At 63.9% G+C, this 18542-nt stretch carries 16 protein-coding genes; 9 read left to right on the top strand and 7 right to left on the bottom strand.

What is annotated here, in order from left to right; all coding sequences use genetic code 11:
• Nucleotides 1-39: 39 nt before the first annotated feature.
• Both pheA and N5P29_RS00575 read right to left on the bottom strand, forming a co-directional pair.
• Nucleotides 40-972 (bottom strand): prephenate dehydratase, encoded by a 933-nt coding sequence (gene pheA, locus N5P29_RS00580; RefSeq protein WP_262276781.1) that lies wholly within the window; start codon nucleotides 970-972, stop codon nucleotides 40-42.
• A 32-nt stretch (nucleotides 973-1004) separates the two neighbouring features.
• Entirely contained in the window at nucleotides 1005-1331 is a 327-nt protein-coding gene (locus tag N5P29_RS00575; protein WP_144660051.1) for a rhodanese-like domain-containing protein, read from the bottom strand.
• A gap of 153 nt (nucleotides 1332-1484) precedes the next feature.
• Here N5P29_RS00575 and N5P29_RS00570 point away from each other — a divergent pair, with 153 nt between their 5' ends.
• From N5P29_RS00570 to N5P29_RS00560, 3 genes are read left to right on the top strand one after another with little or no spacing between them, the layout of a single operon-like run.
• Nucleotides 1485-2228, top strand: a complete 744-nt coding sequence (locus tag N5P29_RS00570) for a Type 1 glutamine amidotransferase-like domain-containing protein (RefSeq protein WP_262276780.1) — start codon at nucleotides 1485-1487, stop codon at nucleotides 2226-2228.
• Between the two features lie 7 nt (nucleotides 2229-2235).
• Nucleotides 2236-3669: an amidase gene (locus N5P29_RS00565; RefSeq protein WP_262278633.1), complete on the top strand. Its 1434-nt coding sequence runs from the start codon at nucleotides 2236-2238 to the stop codon at nucleotides 3667-3669.
• A gap of 41 nt (nucleotides 3670-3710) precedes the next feature.
• Entirely contained in the window at nucleotides 3711-5210 is a 1500-nt protein-coding gene (locus N5P29_RS00560) for a peptide MFS transporter (RefSeq protein WP_262278632.1), read from the top strand.
• A gap of 78 nt (nucleotides 5211-5288) precedes the next feature.
• Here N5P29_RS00560 and N5P29_RS00555 read toward each other — a convergent pair whose 3' ends face one another.
• Nucleotides 5289-5909: a DUF4190 domain-containing protein gene (locus tag N5P29_RS00555; RefSeq protein WP_262276779.1), complete on the bottom strand. Its 621-nt coding sequence runs from the start codon at nucleotides 5907-5909 to the stop codon at nucleotides 5289-5291.
• A gap of 245 nt (nucleotides 5910-6154) precedes the next feature.
• Between N5P29_RS00555 and pgm the strand changes: the two genes are divergently transcribed.
• Nucleotides 6155-7816 carry a phosphoglucomutase (alpha-D-glucose-1,6-bisphosphate-dependent) gene (gene pgm, locus N5P29_RS00550; protein WP_262276778.1) on the top strand — a complete coding sequence of 554 codons (1662 nt, stop codon included), beginning with the start codon at nucleotides 6155-6157 and terminating at the stop codon, nucleotides 7814-7816.
• A gap of 145 nt (nucleotides 7817-7961) precedes the next feature.
• On the opposite strand, the gene N5P29_RS00545 is transcribed toward pgm, so the two are convergent.
• Complete coding sequence (locus N5P29_RS00545) at nucleotides 7962-8567, bottom strand: malonic semialdehyde reductase (protein WP_262276777.1); 606 nt, start codon at nucleotides 8565-8567, stop codon at nucleotides 7962-7964.
• 205 nt (nucleotides 8568-8772) lie between these two features.
• On the opposite strand from N5P29_RS00545, the gene opgC reads away from it, so the two are divergent.
• Nucleotides 8773-11244: an OpgC domain-containing protein gene (gene opgC, locus N5P29_RS00540; RefSeq protein WP_262276776.1), complete on the top strand. Its 2472-nt coding sequence runs from the start codon at nucleotides 8773-8775 to the stop codon at nucleotides 11242-11244.
• An 82-nt stretch (nucleotides 11245-11326) separates the two neighbouring features.
• Nucleotides 11327-12679 (top strand): uracil-xanthine permease family protein, encoded by a 1353-nt coding sequence (locus N5P29_RS00535; protein ID WP_262276775.1) that lies wholly within the window; start codon nucleotides 11327-11329, stop codon nucleotides 12677-12679.
• A gap of 15 nt (nucleotides 12680-12694) precedes the next feature.
• Here the strand turns inward: N5P29_RS00535 and N5P29_RS00530 are convergent, their stop codons facing one another.
• Genes N5P29_RS00530 through N5P29_RS00520 form a run of 3 tightly spaced genes read right to left on the bottom strand, consistent with a single transcriptional unit; the run spans nucleotide 12695 to nucleotide 15190 of the window.
• Nucleotides 12695-13474, bottom strand: coding sequence for an SDR family oxidoreductase (locus tag N5P29_RS00530; protein ID WP_262276774.1), 780 nt, complete (start codon nucleotides 13472-13474; stop codon nucleotides 12695-12697).
• Complete coding sequence (locus tag N5P29_RS00525; RefSeq protein WP_262276773.1) at nucleotides 13464-14369, bottom strand: aldose 1-epimerase family protein; 906 nt, start codon at nucleotides 14367-14369, stop codon at nucleotides 13464-13466. Before N5P29_RS00525 ends, N5P29_RS00530 begins: the two co-directional genes overlap by 11 nt.
• The gene (locus N5P29_RS00520) at nucleotides 14366-15190 is read right to left on the bottom strand and encodes a class II fructose-bisphosphate aldolase (RefSeq protein WP_262276772.1); all 825 of its coding nucleotides are present in this window, start codon (nucleotides 15188-15190) and stop codon (nucleotides 14366-14368) included. Before N5P29_RS00520 ends, N5P29_RS00525 begins: the two co-directional genes overlap by 4 nt.
• Nucleotides 15191-15352: 162 nt before the next feature.
• On the opposite strand from N5P29_RS00520, the gene N5P29_RS00515 reads away from it, so the two are divergent.
• The 3 genes from N5P29_RS00515 to N5P29_RS00505 are packed head-to-tail and all read left to right on the top strand — an operon-like array spanning nucleotide 15353 to nucleotide 18494.
• Nucleotides 15353-16723: an FGGY-family carbohydrate kinase gene (locus N5P29_RS00515; protein WP_262276771.1), complete on the top strand. Its 1371-nt coding sequence runs from the start codon at nucleotides 15353-15355 to the stop codon at nucleotides 16721-16723.
• A complete protein-coding gene (locus N5P29_RS00510) occupies nucleotides 16720-17526 on the top strand; it encodes a DeoR/GlpR family DNA-binding transcription regulator (protein ID WP_262276770.1) in 807 nt (268 codons plus the stop codon). The genes N5P29_RS00515 and N5P29_RS00510 overlap by 4 nt, the downstream gene beginning before the upstream one ends.
• Complete coding sequence (locus N5P29_RS00505) at nucleotides 17523-18494, top strand: 1-phosphofructokinase family hexose kinase (protein WP_262276769.1); 972 nt, start codon at nucleotides 17523-17525, stop codon at nucleotides 18492-18494. The genes N5P29_RS00510 and N5P29_RS00505 overlap by 4 nt, the downstream gene beginning before the upstream one ends.
• Nucleotides 18495-18542 lie beyond the last annotated feature (48 nt).

Raw genomic sequence — 18542 nt, 5'->3', positions numbered from 1 at the left:
CAAGGGGAAAGTAGGCCAGCCGCGCCCTGTGGAGAAGGGCTAGGAACCCTTCAGGATCGCGTCCACCCAGGCATGTGCCGAGGCGAACGCGGCGTCCGACGTGTGCGGAGCCACCACAGCCTCCTGCTTGTCCGCGCGGGCATAGGAGCCCAGGAAGCGCGTCGCTGGGCTGATCCGGTGCAGCCCTGCCAAGGCATCGGCCACCCGCGAATCCGAGGCGTGGCCGTCGGCGTCGATGCTGAAGAAGTAGTGGCCCAAGTACTGCCCGGTAGGCCTTGATTCGATGCGGCTGAGGTTCACGCCGCGGGAGGCGAACTGGTCCAGGATCTCCATGAGCGCACCTGGGTGGTCTTCCGGGAGAGGAACAACAACGGTGGTCTTGTCGGCTCCGGTCCTTTCCGGCAGCGCACCGGGCCGGCTGACCAGGATGAACCGCGTCACGGCGTCCGGGTTATCCCCGATGTCCGTCGCCAGGATGTTGAGTCCGGGCTGGTCGGCGGCGATCAGCGGGCCGCAGATGGCAGCCTCGTAGTGGGCGTCATCCTCCAGGAGTCCCATGGCTGCCGCCGCCGTCGACGAACCCGGCACGTAGTCCACCCCGGGCAGGTTCGCGTCCACCCACAAGCGGCACTGAGCCCAGGCGTGGCCGTGCGTCGAGACGCGCTTGATGTCGGAAAGTTCGACGCCGGGCCTCGCCACCAGCACGAAGGTAATGGGAACCAGGGCCTCCCGGATGATCCGGAGTTCCTGTCCCGTGGCGATCGCATCCAGGGTAGCCGTGACGCCACCCTCCACCGAGTTTTCGATGGGAACCATGGCTGCGTCTGCTTTGCCGACGCGAACGCGTTCCAGCGCCGTATTGACGTTGGTGCACGGAATGCGGGTTGCCTCAGCAGCGCCCGGAACCTGCAGGAGGGCCGCTTCAGTGAACGTGCCCTCAGGTCCGAGGAAGGTGTACGTGGCTGCTGACATCGAGTATTCCTTGCTGGTTATATACGTGGAGACTAAAGGACTACCGGCTTGAGGCCGTTGTCCGAAACCATTGGCTTGCCCGCTTCAAACCACATATCCATGCCCCCGGCCACGTTCACGGCCGAGTAACCCTGGCCCACCAGCCACTGCACTGCACGGAACGACCGGCCACCCGTCCGGCAGATCACGAAGAAGTCCTCGTCCGGATCAAGTTCATCCAGACGTGCCGGCAATTGGTCCATGGGAATGTGGCGTGCACCTTCCGCGTGGCCGGCCACCCACTCGTAGTCCTCGCGGACGTCCAGGATGCTGGCATCGGCCGGAATGTCGCCCACGGGCACGGTATCGAAGTCACTCATAGTGGATCCTTCCCATCGATTGAAGTCAGCATCCAGCCTAGTCGCATGGACCTGCCGCAGGCACGGGGCTGCTGTCTTCGCTTGCACACAGTGGCCTTGGCGTTAAGACTGGGTTTCAAGCACACCCCCGAGACCGGCTACTAGGAGCAACCCATGGCTGCTGGGCAACCCACGATTCTGGCTACATCCGGCGGCTACAAGCCGGGTGCCAGGACCCGGATCGAGTTCAACCATCTGGTGCACTACGCGGTGGAACTCTCCGGAGTGACCGGCCGCGCGCCCAAGGTGACGCACATTGGCACGGCCTCCGGCGATCAGCGGTGGTGGGCTGCGGAAATGGACCAGGCCGCGCGCATTGCCGGGTTCGACTTCAGCCACCTCAACCTCTTCACCATTCCGAACATCGAGGATCCCGAAGCCCATCTCCTGGAGCAGGACGTCGTCTGGGTCAATGGCGGATCCGTGGTTAACCTGTTGGCTGTGTGGCGTGCCCACGGGCTGGACCGGATCCTGCGCAAGGCCTGGGAGGGCGGCGTCGTGCTGGCCGGAGTTTCGGCCGGATCCATCTGTTGGTACCAGGGCGGCGTGACCGATTCCTATGGCCCCGAGCTGCGCCCCGTCACGGATTCCCTGGGCTTCCTCCCCTACGGCAACGGGGTCCACTACGATTCGGAGCTCCGCCGCGCACCCGCCATCCACAAGCTGGTGGCCAACGGCACGCTCGGCGAGACCCACTGCACGGACGACGGCGTGGGGCTGGTTTACCGGGGTACGGAACTCGTAGAGGTGGTGTCCGAGGTCAAGAACAAGGCCGCTTTCCGTGTGACGGCCGGAGCCGGCGAGAGCGTGGACGCTGTTGCTGTGGAGGAACGGTTGGAGTCTCGTTTCCTTGGCTGATCCATCGATGCAGGACCTTTCCAAGCAAACTGCCGTCCAGCTCCGTGATGCCATGGCCAGCGGCGAGCTCTCGGCCAGGGAGGCCGCAACGCATTTCATCTCAGCAATAGAGGCACGAAACCCTCAGCTCGGCGCCTTCATCACCGTCACCGCGGATCAGGCCCTCATGGACGCCCGAACCGCCGATACCCGCCATGCCCGGCTGTCCAAGGAAGGTCGCCTGGAGGAGCTGCCGCTGCTGCACGGGCTGCCCACAGCATTCAAGGACCTCACCGATGTTGCCGGCGTCCCGACCACCCACGGCAGCGCGGCCTTGGAACACAAACCAGCACCCGAAGACGGGGCTTTGGCATCAACCCTGAAGGCGCAGGGCGTGATCTCGCTGGGCAAGACCCAGGTCCCGGAGTTCGGGCTGACGGCCTACAGCGAAAACCGCATCGCACCGCCGTCGCGCAATCCGCATTCCTTGGCTCGAAGCTCCGGCGGGTCCTCGGGTGGCAGCGCTGCCGCGGTGGCTGCGGGGCTCGTGCCGTTCGCGCCCGGGACCGACGGCGGCGGGTCCATCCGGATTCCCGCCGGAGCCTGCGGCTTGGTGGGGCTGAAGCCGGGACGGGGGCTGGTCCCCGCGGGGGCGAGCGCCGGAGACGCGGCCAAGTTGGTGGTGGCCGGGCCACTCGCGCGAAACGCGTCGGACGCAGCGTTGCTGTTGGACGCGCTGGTCCCCCGGGATCAAGCGCCCGACGGCGGCTACCTCGCCAACGTTGGCCGGGCGCCGGAGCCCCTGAGAATCGGCGTAAGCCTGGACAGCCCATGGGCTCGCGTCTACCCCTTCGGGATCGAGCAAGATGCACTGGACGCCTTGGACCTGGGCATAAAGGTGTTGTCGGAAGCCGGTCACAGTGTTGGCGAGGCCGAAATCCGCTACGACAACCGTTATCCGGAAGCCTTCACCGCGGCCTGGACTGCCGGCGTCGGAAATGCCCGTATAGCACCCCAGCGCGAGCCCTTGCTGACGCCCCTCACCAGGACATTCAGGCGCAGGGCGCAACAGCGAAGCGTCTTGAAGGTGGATGAAGCTCTGGGGTTCCTTCGGCAATTCGAGCACGACACCATTGCCCAGTACGCGCAGTGGGACCTGATCCTGATGCCTACCCTGGCGCAGACGCCCCGGCCCATCGGATGGTTCACCGGCGGAGGGCACAGCGGCGATCCTTGGCCGAGCGCGTGGGCAGGCGACGCGGATGAGGACTACAAACGTCAATGCCAGTACGCGCCGTGGAGTTCCATGGTGAACGTGTGCGGATTGCCCGCCATCAGCATTCCGGTCCACACCACCGCAGCGGGCTTGCCCATGGGAATCCAGCTCATCGGGCCAGCTGGTTCTGAGCTGCGGCTTCTCCAAATTGCCCGCTCCCTGGAGGCTGCGACGGAGGCTGTCTAGCATATGGAAGGTGCTTGCCTGGGGCATTCATCGATGTGACAATGCCCGCAGTCAGTGCCAGCATTAAGAAAATGAGCACACCCCAAACCACGGCTGAGCCCGTTAAACCAGCGGGCGATACGTCATTTTTCGGCCACCCAAAGATGTTGGCCAGCCTCTTCTCCGTGGAAATGTGGGAGCGATTCTCCTTCTACGGCATGCAGGGCATCCTGCTGTACTACATGTACTTCACCGCCGAACAGGGCGGACTGGCCATTGACCAAGGACTCGCCGCTGGTTTGGTGGGCGCTTACGGTGGCGGCGTCTACCTGTCCACGATCCTCGGCGCCTGGCTGGCCGACCGCCTCTTCGGTTCCGAGAAGGTCCTCTTCGGCTCGGCCATCATGATCATGGCCGGCCACATCGCACTGGCCCTGCTCCCGGGCATTCCGGGCCTGATTGCCGGCCTGGTTCTGGTGGGTGTCGGTTCCGGCGGCCTGAAAGCCAACGCAACAGCCTTGGTCGGCAGCCTGTACGGCGAAAAAGACGAGCGCCGCGATGCCGGCTTCTCCATCTTCTACATGGGCATCAACATCGGCGGTCTCATCGGCCCGCTGGTCACAGGTTTCCTGCAGACCAGCTTCGGCTTCCACGTTGGCTTCGGCGCTGCAGCTGTGGGCATGGCAATCGGCCTGGTCATCTACTCGCTGGGCCGCAAACGGCTGCCCGAGGAAGCACACCGCGTTCCCAACCCGCTGCCGGGCAAGGACCGGACACGTTACGGGCTCATTTTCCTGGGCATCCTGATCGTCATCGGCGCGCTGCTGGGCACTGGTATCGTCAACGCCAACAACCTCGCCCGCAGCATGGCATACGCGGCCATTGGCGCCTCGGTGATCTACCTGTTCCTGATCTTCCGCAGCCCTCTGGTCACCCGTGTGGAGCGCAAGCGCGTTGTCGCGTTCATCCCGCTGTACATTGCGTCGGCGGCGTTCTGGGCACTGTTCCAGCAGCAGTTCACGTTCATTGCCGTCTACTCGCAGGAAAAGCTGGACCGCAACCTGTTTGGTTGGGAAATGCCTGCCGCGTGGGTGCAGTCCATCAACCCGGTCTTCATCATCATCTTCGCCGGGGTCATGGCCGCGCTGTGGACCAAGCTGGGCTCCAAGCAGCCGAGTTCGCCCCTCAAGTTCGCCATGGGCCTGTTCATCATGGGCCTGGCGTTCCTGGCGTTTATCCCGCTCGCTGGTGAAGGCAAGACGCCGCTGCTGGCACTCGTGGGAATCCTGTTCCTGTTCACCCTCGCGGAACTGTGCCTCTCCCCCATCGGCCTGTCGGTGAGCACCAAGCTGGCCCCGCAAGCCTTCCACACGCAGATGGTTGCGCTGTTCTTCCTGTCGGTCTCGCTCGGCACAACTCTCGCCGGCATCCTGGCCGGCCTGTACAACCCGGCCGACGAGCTCCCGTACTTCCTGGGCATCGGCGGCGTCGCAGTGGTCCTGGCCGTTGCCTTGGCTGCAGCTACTCCGGCGATCAAGAAGTTGATGGGCGGCGTCCGCTAGGAACCGCGTTAATCGACGACAGCGCCCCTTGCGTCAGGTGGGAATCCGGCCTGAGGCAAGGGGCGCCGTCGTGCGTTTCTAGTAGCCGTACCGGCTGCTGGTACTTGCTGCGCCGATGCCGATGATGATGATGATGCCGAAAATCACGGTCAGCAGGATGCCCAGATAGCCCATCACCAGACCGGCGATCGCCATGCCCTTGCCCGCGGGTTCGCGCTTCAGCGCGAGGTGGCCGAGTACTACTGCCGCGATCTGCGGAACGATGATGAAGCCGAAGCCGACGTAGATGGCGATTCCGCAGACCAGGCTCGCAATGCTCAGGCCCTTGGGCTGGGCGGGCATGGCGTAGTAGGCAGGCTGGCCGTAGGGAGACTGCGGCTGGCCGTAGGGCTGCTGACCGAAAGCCTGCTGCTGGTAAGGACTCGGCGGCTGGCCATAGGGCGAGGCGGGCTGCTGGCTGTAGTCACCCGGGGTGTACGGCTCCTGCGCGGGCGGCTGGCCATAGGAGCTCTGCTGGCCGTAGGAGTTCTGCTCGTACGGCGGGATCGGCTGCGTGGCATTGCCCTGGTCGTACGACGGCGGAACGGGAGCGCTCGGCTGGCTCTGCTCGGGAGCGCTGAACTGGGCCGGCGGAACGTACTGCGGCGGCTCGTACCCGGCCGGCTTGTCCTCGTTGCCCTTGGCTGGCTGATCTGTCATAGGAATCCCCCTGAAAAGTGGTCTTTGATCCCAACACTACCGCCGTGGGCGCCTGCATATAAGGCAGCGCGCTTGCCGAGTGTGGACAAGCAATGCAGAGGCAATGAGTCACTAAGGTCACTGATGGTAAACGCGAAGTGAACCTTTGGGCGAAATCTCCACGGATGTCCGCCATTCGGCGTCACAGGGGCCGGATCACGGACATTTCGTGTCAGCCGGGCCTCTGGTCTGGCATGCTGGACCCCATGGCTAGCCGAGCGGGCACAGTTGCCCTTCCCCAGGACCTTGTTGACATCACAGCCCTGCTGGACGCGTATTTCGACGTAGCTCCGGACTTGGGCGATCCCGCGCAACGCGTGGCGTTTGGAACGTCAGGGCACCGCGGATCCAGTTTGAAGGCCTCCTTCAACGAGGCCCATATCCTCGCGATCACCCAGGCGATCGTTGAATACCGTGGCCGTCAGGGCATCACCGGGCCGTTGTTCATCGGACGCGACACCCACGCCCTGAGTGAGCCGGCGCAGAACTCCGCCCTGGAGGTGCTGGCCGCCAACGGCGTCACCGTACTGGTTGATGCCCGCCACGGCTACACACCCACACCCGCATTGAGCCACGCAATCCTCAAGTACAACCGCGAGGCAGCCCCCGGCACTCCGCAGGCCGATGGCATCGTGGTCACTCCAAGCCACAACCCTCCCGCTGACGGCGGCTTCAAGTACAACCCCCCGCACGGCGGGCCGGCCGACACGGATGCCACCGGATGGATTGCCGATCGCGCCAACCAGCTGCTGGAGAATGGGCTGCGCGGCGTCAAGCGCATGCCGCTCAACGATGCCCTGGCTGCTGACACCACCGGCAAGTTCGACTTCCTCAGCAGCTACGTGGACGACCTCCCGTCCGTGCTGAACCTCAACGCCATCCGCGACGCCGGCGTCCGCATTGGCGCCGACCCCATGGGCGGCGCATCCGTGGACTACTGGGGCGAGATCGGCGAGCGCCACCAGCTCAACCTCACCGTGGTAAACCCCACCGTCGACCCGCAGTGGGCCTTCATGACCCTCGACTGGGACGAGAAGATCCGCATGGACTGCTCCTCGCCGTCGGCCATGGCATCGCTGATCAAGCGCATGTCCGCAGGTGGTTCCGGCGGGGCCGCGTACGACGTCGCCACCGGTAACGACGCCGACGCCGACCGCCACGGCATCGTGACGCCCGACGGTGGCCTCATGAACCCGAACCATTACCTCGCCGTCGCCATCGACTACCTGTACCGGAACCGCAGCGGCTGGAACCCGGAGTCCGTGGTGGGCAAGACGCTGGTTTCGTCCTCGATCATCGACCGCGTAGCCGCGGGCCTTGGCCGGAAGCTCGTTGAGGTGCCCGTGGGCTTCAAGTGGTTCGTGCCCGGCCTGCTCTCCGGCGAAGGTGCTTTCGGTGGCGAGGAGTCAGCCGGTGCCTCGTTCAACAAGCTCGACGGCAGCGTCTGGACAACTGACAAGGACGGCATCCTGCTGGCCCTCCTTGCTTCGGAGATCACGGCTGTCACGGGATCTTCTCCCTCGCAGCTGTACAAGGGGCTGACGGACCAGTTCGGGGCACCGGTGTACGCCCGCATCGACGCCGCCGCCACGCGCGAGCAGAAGTCCAAGCTGGGCAAGCTCTCTGCAGCGGATGTCACCGCCACTTCCCTTGCCGGCGAGGAAATCACCGCCAAGCTCACCGAGGCTCCCGGCAACGGTGCGTCCATTGGCGGGCTCAAGGTTGTCACCGAGAACGCCTGGTTCGCGGCACGCCCCTCAGGCACCGAGGACGTCTACAAGATCTACGCCGAGTCCTTCAAGGGCGCGGACCACCTGGCACAGGTCCAGCAGGAGGCCAAGGCCCTGGTGGACGGCGTCATCGCCTAACCGCGCGGGATGTGATCGAGCGTTCCCGTTCAAACCCCGGGACGTGAGAGAGCGTGCAACACCCCCCACGCTCTCTCACATCCCAACCGCTTAAACCACAACGCTCCTGCACTCAAGTGCAGGAGCGTTGTGAGGATTGCGAGGGTCAGACCGTGCGGACAACGTCCTCGTAAGCGAACTTCGGCTTGGCTTCGCCCCAGGCGTCCGGGCCGGGCTGGCCGATGTTGACGATGAGGAAGCTCTTCTGGTCCCCGTTCGGGAAGAACTCGGCGTCGATGGCGGCGAAGTCGGCGCCGGTCATCGGGCCGGCAGCGAATCCGAGGGAGCGCACGGCCAGGATGAAGTAGCCGGCCTGCAGGTGGGCGTTGTTGTTGCCCGTAGCAGCGGCGAGTTCGGCGTTCTCGTCATACATGGCCTTGGGGGCGCCGTAGGCGGGGAGGAACTTGTTCCACTGGCCCTGCCAGTCGGTGTCGTAAGAGAGGATGGCGACCAGCGGAGCGGAGGCGGTCTTGGCCTGGTTGCCGCGGGACAGGTGGTCGACCAGCTTGGCGCGGGCCTCGTCCGAGCGGACGTAGGTCACGCGGAGGGGCTGGGAGTTGAAGGCGGTGGGGCCGAACTTCGTGAGTTCGTAGATGGCCCGTGCCTGCTCTTCGGTGACCTCACCGGAGAAGCTGTTGGCGGTACGGGCTTCGGCAAAAATGGCGTCGACTGCTGCGGCGTCAATGACTGCTTCTTCGTGGGCGATCGTCATTCGTGAACCTTTCGCTGGGCCCTGACACTGAGCCGGCCGGGCACTTCTGCTTTCCATGGTTGCAACTTCAACTTCCGCTGTCCTCTTCCCATGACGGTGCGTGACATTGGGCACAGCGGGAAAGTCGGTACCATCGTGCCTGTGGGCTGCCGCGGAACTGTGCGGACGCCGCAGCCGTGGGAATGACGACACCAGAAGGGGCCTGATGCCTACCTTTCCCCTAGCGGCCCCTCGACGGGCGCTGATGGTTGTCATCCTGATGCTCTTGGCGTTCCTCCTTCCGTCCACGCATGCCTGGGGCTCGGTGGGGCAGCAGGACGACGATCCCGACAAGCGGTACTTCGGCGCATTGCTGGACTGGAACAAGGACTCAGCTGCCGATTACGCACAGCGGTTGGGAGCCCCCGCGGCCCTCTACGGGCAGAACGTGGCCCTCCCCGAGGACGACGGCGGCCGCGAATACCTCAAGGGCTACTTCGCGCAGGTGGCCGACCAAGGCTCACATGCGCTCCTGACCGTCCGCCCGGGCATCCCCTTGCAGGACATTACCGACGACGTCGCCACCACTTTTGCGCGTCAAATTACGACGGCGGCAGCCGGCTTCAGGGGGAAGGTGTTCGTCCGTTTCGGTCCGGACATGAACACGCCCTGGGTGGGCTGGGGCCAGGAACCGGACGCCTACCGGGCCGCGTTCGGCCGGGTTGCTGTTGCCCTCCGGGGCAGCCTGGCCGATCCCGTGATGGTGTGGTCTCCGACAGCTGAGAAGGACTACCCCTTCCGGTCGGCTACTTCCACCCCGCCCAAGGGAGTTCCCCTGGGTTCGTTGGACACCAACGGCAACGGGATCTGGGACATGGACGACTCGGCTTTTGACCCGTACTACCCCGGTGATGACGTTGTGGACTGGATCGGCCTGTCGATTTACCACGACACCACAGGAGCCGGAGCCGCCAACAACACCGTCCCCGACGCCGGCGAGTTCAATGACGCCCTGCATGCCTCCAGTGGCGGCACAGGAACGGACAACTTTTATGGAAGCTATGTCCAGGCCAGGAACAAGCCGCTCCTGATTGAGACCGGCGCGTTCTACTCCCCCGGGGCCGGGGGCGCGGCCGAGATTGAAGTCAAGCAAACGTGGTGGCACCAGGTCTTCGCTTCCGTAGCTCAGCCCGAAAACGGTGCCGTCCGCGCAGTGGTCTGGAACGAAACTACCGATGCCCGCGATCAGAGCAAGGTTTCCATCGACTGGCGTGCCACCACGCAACCATCCCTGGCTTCTCCCTTCAGGTCTTCCCTGGACACCTCGGGCCTGGCAGTGGGTCCTGTCACCGAAAAGGGCTTGAAGGACGTTCCGGGCCTTGAGGCACCACAAGCGAAGTCCGGAACAACTCTCCGGGGGTGGGCTGCATGGGCGACTGCAGGGTCTGTCCTGGTGGCAGTGGCCGCGTTATGGCTTCTCTCCTCGAGGGCTGCGCCGAACAGGTGGTCCTACACCGGGTCCGGAAAGCGTGACGCCCGGATCGACATGCTTCGTGGTTTGGCCATCGTCTTTGTGGTGGTGAATCACGTGGGCATCAACTCTGTCTTCCAGTTGCTGAGCCAGGAGACCATTGGCGTCGTCTCCGGGGCGGAGCTCTTCGTCATGCTTTCAGGAGCGGTGCTGGGCATGGTCTACGGGCCACGCATCGCCACGGAACTGGGAGATGTGGTGGACGGGACCACCAAGCGCGCTTCGAAACTGTACTTCACCGCGTTGGCGGTCGTCCTGATCGTGTATGTCTTGAGTCTGCTCCCCTTCATCAACGCGGCGGCAGTGACCACTTTCACGGATCAAGGAACGGGTGCTGCAGGGCATTCAGCGGCCGGTACGACCTACGACCTGTATGCCGGGATGGAGGGCTTGCTGCAATTCCCGGTTCCACAGGGCTTGATTCCCGCCCTGCTGTTGTTGCAGGTTGGCCCGTGGCAGTTCAACATCATGGGCCTGTACGTGGTTTTGTTATTGATCAGTCCTTTGATCCTGGTGGCTCTCTCCCGGGGACTGACGTGGCTGGTGCTCACCATCAGCGCGGCCCTGTACATCGCCGGGTCGGTCTTCCGGTTCCGGCTGCTCCCCTCGCAGTTCGAGGATTCCTTTCCCCTGCTTGTGTGGCAGGTCCTGTTTGTCCTCGGCATGACGGCAGGCTTCCACCGCCAACGGATCATCGATTGGTTCGCGCACCCGCGTCAGCGGATTCTTCTTGGGGTGTGCATCTTCTTGGCTGCTGCATGCGCGATCTTCTCCTGGAGCGGCCCCTACCTGACCAACCAGCTCGACGTGCGGCTCGCGCTCATCCCCGACGCCACCTTCAGGTACCTCTACGACACCCACTTCAGCCGCACTTATCTCGGCATAGGACGCGTGTTGAACGTCATTCTCATCACCATCGCCCTCTATGCGCTGCTGAGTGCATTCTGGAAGCCGCTCTCACGCGCTGTGGGCTGGTTTTTCGTGCCACTCGGGCAAGCCACGCTGTATGTGTTCATCATGCATGTTTTCTTCATCGTGGCCATCGCCAACATCCCGGCCCTCCGGGATGGCAACCTCTGGCTGAACACCGCTGTCTACGTCGCACTGCTCGCGATTCTCTGGGTGATGGTGAAAACGAAGTTCCTCTTCAGGCTGGTTCCGAGGTAGCGCAGTCTGCGCGCGGCGATTGTGTCTGGTTTGGCGGTAATGTTGCACCGAATCCCATTACTCTTCTGAGGAAGGCCCCGCCATGAGCATGCTCGGCACCAAATGGAAGCTCCACGGCAACGGCAAGTCCATCCGCCCAGGCCACGTGGTGGCCCCTGATGAGCGGCTTGCCTGGCCACTGACCATCGGCATCGGCATGCAGCACGTTGTGGCGATGTTCGGCGCGACGTTCCTTGTCCCCATCATCACGGGCATGCCGCCGGCCACCACCCTGTTCTTCTCCGGCATCGGCACGCTGCTGTTCCTGGTCATCACCAAGGGCCGCGTACCCAGCTACCTGGGATCGAGCTTCGCCTTCATCGCACCGATCATGGCGTCCCAGCAGCAGTACGGCGTTGCCGGCGCCTTGGGCGGCGTGGTGCTTGCCGGCGTCGTACTGGCGCTTATAGGTGCGATCGTCCAGAAGTTCGGCGCCGAATGGATCAACCGGCTGATGCCGCCGATCGTTACCGGCGCGATCGTCGCGCTGATCGGCTTGAACCTGGCGCCGGCGGCGAAGAACAACTTCGACGCCGCCCCCGTCACCGCACTCATCACTTTGGTCACGATCATCCTGGTATCCGTCCTGTTCCGCGGAATCCTGGGGCGCCTCAGCATTCTGGTGGGCGTTGTGGTGGGGTACCTCGTTGCGATGATCCGCGGCGAGGTTTCCTACGAAAAGATGGACGCCGCGGCCTGGGTTGGCCTGCCCACTTTCCAGACGCCTGAGTTCCACCTCGGCGTCGTAGGCCTGTTCGTTCCGGTGGTGCTGGTGCTGGTGGCTGAGAACGTCGGGCACGTGAAGTCGGTAGCCGCGATGACCGGCCAAAACCTCGACGGCGTCTCCGGCCGCGCGCTGATGGCCGACGGCGCCGCGACGGTACTTGCCGGGCTCGGCGGCGGTTCCGGTACCACCACTTACGCGGAAAACATCGGTGTCATGGCTGCCACCAAGGTCTATTCGACGGCGGCCTACTGGGTGGCCGGTATCTTCGCCATCCTACTGAGCTTCTCGCCGAAGTTCGGCGAACTGATCGCGACCGTCCCGCCCGGTGTGCTGGGAGGCGCGGCCACGATGCTGTACGGCATGATCGGTGTCCTCGGCGTGAAGATCTGGGTCCAGAACAAGGTCAACTTCTCCAACCCCATCAACCTGACCACGGCTGCTGTTGCCTTGATCATCGGCATCGCGGACTACACATGGACCATTGGCGAGCTGAAGTTCACGGGTATCGCCCTGGGGTCAGCCGCCGCCCTGGTGATCTACCACGGCATGAAGGGCCTGGCCCGTTGGCGCGGAACAGTTGCCGAGCCGGAGACCGAGACGGCGGGGCTGCCGCCTGCGGTGAAGTCGGCGATGAATGCTGCGGCGAAGCGGGGCGGGAAGAAGAAGTAGGGGCAGGCGGCGCAACTATCCCCAGGATTGTTCAGACATGTGCCTGAAAGCGACCTCAAGGATCCTCAGGTGTCTCGGCCTGGAGAGCGCGAAGAGGACGACTTCGGCTACGTCATCGGGGGTCATCATGTTCTCCAGCTCCGGCATTCCTGGCCGCCTAAGGCCTCGTCCCATGCCAAAGTTGCTCGCTACTCCTCCCGGGCAAATGTTGGTGCAACGGATACCGCTGGTTCTGAGCTCGTGGTCCAGTGAACGCGTGAATCCGACCTGGGCGAACTTTGTGGCAACGTAGACGGATTCGTCGGGCAGACCGCGACGGCCTGCCTCCGATGCTACGGTGACGATGTCCCCTGCGCCCCGCTCTTTAAGGTACGGAAGGGCAGCGCCCACCGTGTTGAAGAGACCGGTCACGTTGACGTCTGTCATTTCCTCCACGTCGCTGTCCAAGGTCTCGCTAAAGGGTGCCCAGGAACCCACGCCGGCGTTGCCTATGACGATGTCAATACCGCCAAAGTGCTCCGCCGTTCTCTCTGCGGCAAACTTCATGGCTCGGCGGTCCCGGACATCGGCTGCCACAGCCAGGCTGTTGGGAAGTACGGGTCCCAGTCCTGAACGCGAAACCATCGAGACTGCGACTCCCGCTCTGGACAGGGCTTCAGCGATGGCCGCACCAATCCCGCCGCTGGCTCCTGTGATGAAGGCCGTCTTGCCCGATAGCTGGTGGGCATTGGTCTGTGGTTCGGCTGGGGCTTGTGGCGGCGCACCGCACGAGGAACCCGTTGTTTCATAGCGCATGAATGCTCCATTCCGCCGTGTGGGCCTTCCCCGGGGACAACACCACAAGATCTTCGCCTGAGTTGAACGCGTTTGGTGGGCAGGTCATCGGCTCCACTGCCAAACCGATCCGGTGCCGTTCCGGAATGACATGGTCCGCGGTGTGAACCTGGACCCATGGGCAGGACTTTCCCCACGTCATCCCAACTCCGGTGCCGGCCGGATCCCAAACCCTTATCCGACGGCCTCCATCAGCAGTGGCAATGAGATCAGTAAACGCGTGGTCTATTGCCGTCCTTCCCAAGGGCCGGGGTTGGCGGTAATCGAATGCCGTGCCGTCAACTGACATGCGCTGGAGCGGGATGAGCCGGTCCGGTGTGACGTCGAGAAACGTTGCCGCACCCAACTCCAAGTGCCAGTCGTCCAGGGGTGAGCTTCCGGCAACCAGGTACGGGTGCGGGCAAGTCCCGTAGGGTGCCGGGTTTTCGCCGGTGTTGATGGCAGTAACGACCGTATGTAACCCAGCCTGGTCCGCGGTATAGGCAACATCGAGTACCAACTCGAAGGGATATCCCTCGCTCTTAGCCAAGATGCACCGCAGCCGGATGCTCCTCTCGTCATGGTGGTAGACGGACCATGGAACGTGTGACACCAGACCATGCAGTGCTGCCGCCCTGGAGGGTTCGTTGATTGGCACTGTCCGTTTAACGCCATCGAAGCTGTAACGTCCATCAGGAATGCGGTTGGGCCAAGGGGCAACAATGGCACCTCGGTAATCAGGCATCGGCTCTCCGGAAGCGAAGGGAACGATCAGGTCACGGCCCTCGTGGGTGAGCCTGCGAACGGCAGCCCCCTCCGGCACGATGACGGCACTGTACCCCCCTGATGAAATTCCGTAATCGGGATGCGAGCTCATAGGACAGCGGCCCGACGCGTGGAGACGACGCCGAGTAAGCGATTTACGACTCGTGCAGTTTCCAGCCGCGCTGGAGCAAGGTATCGGCGGGGATCCACTACATCCGTCCCGGTCAGGGCGGACCGGACTCCGCCCGTAAAGGCGATGTTCAGAATGGTGCCCAGGTTGATCTTCACCATCCCTGACTCCACTGCCACGGCCAGCTCATCCTCCGGCACCCCCGAGGAGCCGTGCAGCACCAACGGCACCGCCACTTCTGCCTTGATGCGAGCTATAAGTTCGTGGTCCAGCCGCGCTGTCCGCGCCGTCATGGCATGGGAACTGCCGACAGCGACGGCGAGTGAATCAACGCCGGTCGCTGCGGCGAAGCTGGCTGCCTCGGCGGGATCAGTGCGTACCCCCGGCGCGTGGGCGCCCTCTTTTCCGCCGATTTCTCCGAGCTCTGCTTCGACATGCCATCCGCGGGCCTGGGCCCAACGGGCGGCCTTGCGTGTGGCTGCAACGTTGTCCTCGTACCCCAGCCGGGAGGCGTCCACCATGACGGACGTGATTGGACCCGAGGCCGCCTGCGTGAGGATCTCCTGATCTTCAACGTGATCCAGGTGCAGGGAAACCCGTCCAGTGGAGGACTCTGCCAGTGCCGCAAGTCCACTGAGCAGTGGCGTAAGCCGGCCGCCATGGAACTTGATGCAGTTCTCGCTGATCTGCATCACCGCCGGTAAGCCGGTATCTTCGACGGCCTCAATGATGGCTTCCCCGTGCTCAAGGCTGATGACGTTGAAGGCCGCAAGGCCAACGCCCTTTTCGACCGCATCGCTCATGAGCTCACCAGTGTGTGCCAGGGCCAAATTGACCTCCCGTTGCTTTTGGTTGGAACTATCCACGTCTTGAATCAAGGACTTTGAATGTGAGCTTGACAACATCCCCAATGAAAAACAACAATATCCAATAACTTCCAATCAACCAATAGTCAGGACGCAAAGGTGCTTCTCGTAGGACTCGACATCGGAACGACGGCGGTCAAGGCCGTCGTCTACGACGAGGACGGCGCTGCCCTCGCCGAGGGACGGTCCGCGACCCCTTGGTCCGTCTCGGACGAAGGGACCCAGCTGGAAGCTCCCGAGCTTCTCGAGGCTGCGGCCTCGGCGCTGACCAGCGCACTGTCCGCAGCGCCGAGCGGTGCAGCCGCATCCATTGGCATCACCAGCATGGGCGAATCCGGCGTGCTGATCGGCCGGGACGGCAAAGCTTTGGGACCGGTTATCGCCTGGCATGACCGGCGGGATCTTGCCGAACTGGAAAGCCTGCGCACGGCAATCGAGGAGGACCTATTTGCCGCCCGTACCGGCCTGCCCCTGCGCGAGCAATGGTCCCTGACCAAGCACCGCTGGCTCTTGGCCCACGTACCGGAGACCCGGAAGGCGATGCTGCGCCTCAACATCGCGGAGTGGATGGCCTTCGCACTGGGAGGAGCTCCCGTTTCCGAGCTCTCGCTCGCGTCCCGTACAGGCTGGATGGATCTCACTACCCGCAACTGGTGGAGCGAAACCCTCGAATGGACAGGGGCCGCTCAGGCGCTGATGCCCGAACTTGCGACGGCAGGGACCAACCTCGGTACAGTGAGCGCCGGAGCGGGCATAAGCCGCCTCACCGGAGCAGCAATCACAGTGGCGGGTCATGACCACCAGGCAGCTGTCGTTGGAGCGGGGGCCCACCTTCCCGGTGACGTCCTTGACTCCTGCGGAACCGCCGAAGCCCTGGTACGGATCGTCGACCCGGCCGTTTCCGAATCAGCGCTGCTGGAGCTGACATCCACCGGAATTACTGCGGGGTGGTCCGTCCTCGATCAGAAGTGGACACTCCTGGGCGGAACCCAGGCCGGGCTGGTCCTCCGGAACGCATTGAAGATGCTTGGCCTCGACACCACGGACATCGCCCGGCTTGACGCTGAGGCCTCCCATAGCGCCAGTGCCCTGTACGCCACGATCCATGCCGGGCAGGAACTCGTGTTCCACGGCTCCACGAATTCAAGCAGCCAGGCAGACATTTGGCACGCAGCCCTGGACGCCGTGACCCAACAGGCCCTGGATGTCCACTCCCGGATGACCCAGGCTGCCGGTACCCACTCCCGGATGGTGGTCACGGGCGGCTGGTCGCTCAGCAAGGGCCTCTTGGAGAACAAGGAAAGGGTGTTCGGCCCGCTGACCGTGTCTCCGGCCAAAGAAGCCGGGGCACGGGGGGCTGCCCTTTTTGGAGGCCTCGCTGCCGGCATCTACAGATCGGTTGAGGAGTTTCCGTTGGGCACAAGCCAGCGCGCCCATACCACCCATCGAGCAGAAGGGGCCCTGCTGTGAACCACGTCCCGGACCGCAATCAGGCCCGTTCTGATTCCCGCGTCCCTTTCCCGGAGCAGCGACGCGGGCTCATTCTTGAGCGTCTCCGCACAGAAGGCCGCGCCGATGCGGCCGCCATCTCAGAGGAACTCGGCGTCACCGGCGAAACCTTGCGCAAGGACCTAATGGCCCTGGAGCAACTGGGCCTCTTGCGCCGGGTTCATGGCGGAGCCGTCCCGGTGGGACGACTGACCTACGAGCCGGCGGTATCGACGCGGACCGGCTTCCGTGACGAAAAGACCCGCATCGCCAAGGCAGCACTGCGCCACCTGCCCAGCGGAGGTTCGCTGCTGCTCGACGCCGGATCAACAACAGCCAGGCTGGCCGCCATGTTCCCGTATGACAAGGAGTTGACCGTGTATACGAACACGCTGAGTATTGCCACCAGCCTTCTGGACAGACCGTTGCTCACGGTTCACACGCTCGGTGGCCGGGTCCGGCCGCTCACGGAGGCCGAGGTGGATGACTGGGCATCGCGGTCGCTTGCTGAAATAAACGTCGATGTTGCCTTCCTCGGAGCGAACGCCATTTCAGTAGACAGGGGCCTCACAACCCCCGATCCCGCCGAAGCCGCGGTAAAAAGGCTCATGCTGCAAAGCGCCAGGCGACGCGTCCTCCTGGCCGATCACAGCAAATTCGGGTGCGTGAGCAACTGCAAACACGCAGACCTGGCTGACATTGACCTCATCATCACCGACTCGGACCTTGACGACCGGGAGCTCAAGGCCATCCAGGCTGCAGGGGTGGAGGTGGAACTGGCATGATCGTGACCGTTTCACCGAATCCGAGCCTTGACCGGACCATGTCAATTGACCGGCTGGACCACGGAGATGTTGTCCGCAGTCCCCGGAGTTACAACGAACCCAGCGGCAAAGGGGTCAACGTCGCCGTCGCGCTGCATGCGAACGCCATCGACGTCGTCACTGTCCTGCCCGCTGGCGGCTTTACCGGGGTGCAGGTCACCGGCATGCTCTCGGAGCTGGGTGTCCCCCACATCGCGGTGCCGATCGCGGAAGAGATCCGAAGCAATGTCAGCTTGGTGGAACCTGACGCGACCGTCACCAAGATTAACGAGGTAGGCCCCACCTTGGACGCCGCGGAGGCCACGTCCCTTGTCGAAAAAGCCCTGGAGCAGATCAAGGCTCATGACTGGCTCGTCCTTTGCGGGACGCTGCCGGAGGGCGCGGTGGAAAGTTTGTACATCGACCTCGTGAAGGGGGGCCACGGACGGACCGCCCGGGTGGCCGTCGACACTTCGGGAGAACCCCTGCGGAGCGTCCTTCCGCATGGGCCTGACCTGGTCAAACCCAATGCCGGCGAGCTCGCGGAACTCACTGGACGTGCGTTGGAGACCTTGGGTGACGTCGTGGACGCCGCCCAGGAAATTCGACAACTGGGAGCCCGGGCCGTTCTGGCCAGCCTCGGATCAGACGGAGCGATCCTCCTCGACGATTCCGGATGCCTTTTCGGCCAGGCACGGGTTGACCGCGTCGTCAGCACCGTCGGTGCTGGGGATGCACTGCTTGCCGGCTTCCTTGCCGGCGGCGCAAACGGACGCCAAGCCCTTCACGAGGGATTGGCCTGGGCGGCGGACGCCGTCCAAAACGAGGGCACTCTGTACCGCGGCTGCAGGCCGCAGATAAGAGTGGACATCAGCGACGATCTCGACCGGAACCGAGCCCTCCAGGAACCCTGCACCGCAGCAGGCCTTCCGGCGGGGAGCATGGCCTAAGCCTCTCCTCACCCCGTCACACACCTGAGCCTCGCGCTCCGAGGCCCA

The organism is Paenarthrobacter sp. JL.01a (assembly GCF_025452095.1).
In the GTDB taxonomy this organism is placed as follows: Bacteria; Actinomycetota; Actinomycetes; order Actinomycetales; family Micrococcaceae; genus Arthrobacter.
The sequence above is the reverse complement of the archived record's forward strand: the minus strand, read 5'-3'. Positions and strand labels throughout refer to the sequence as shown.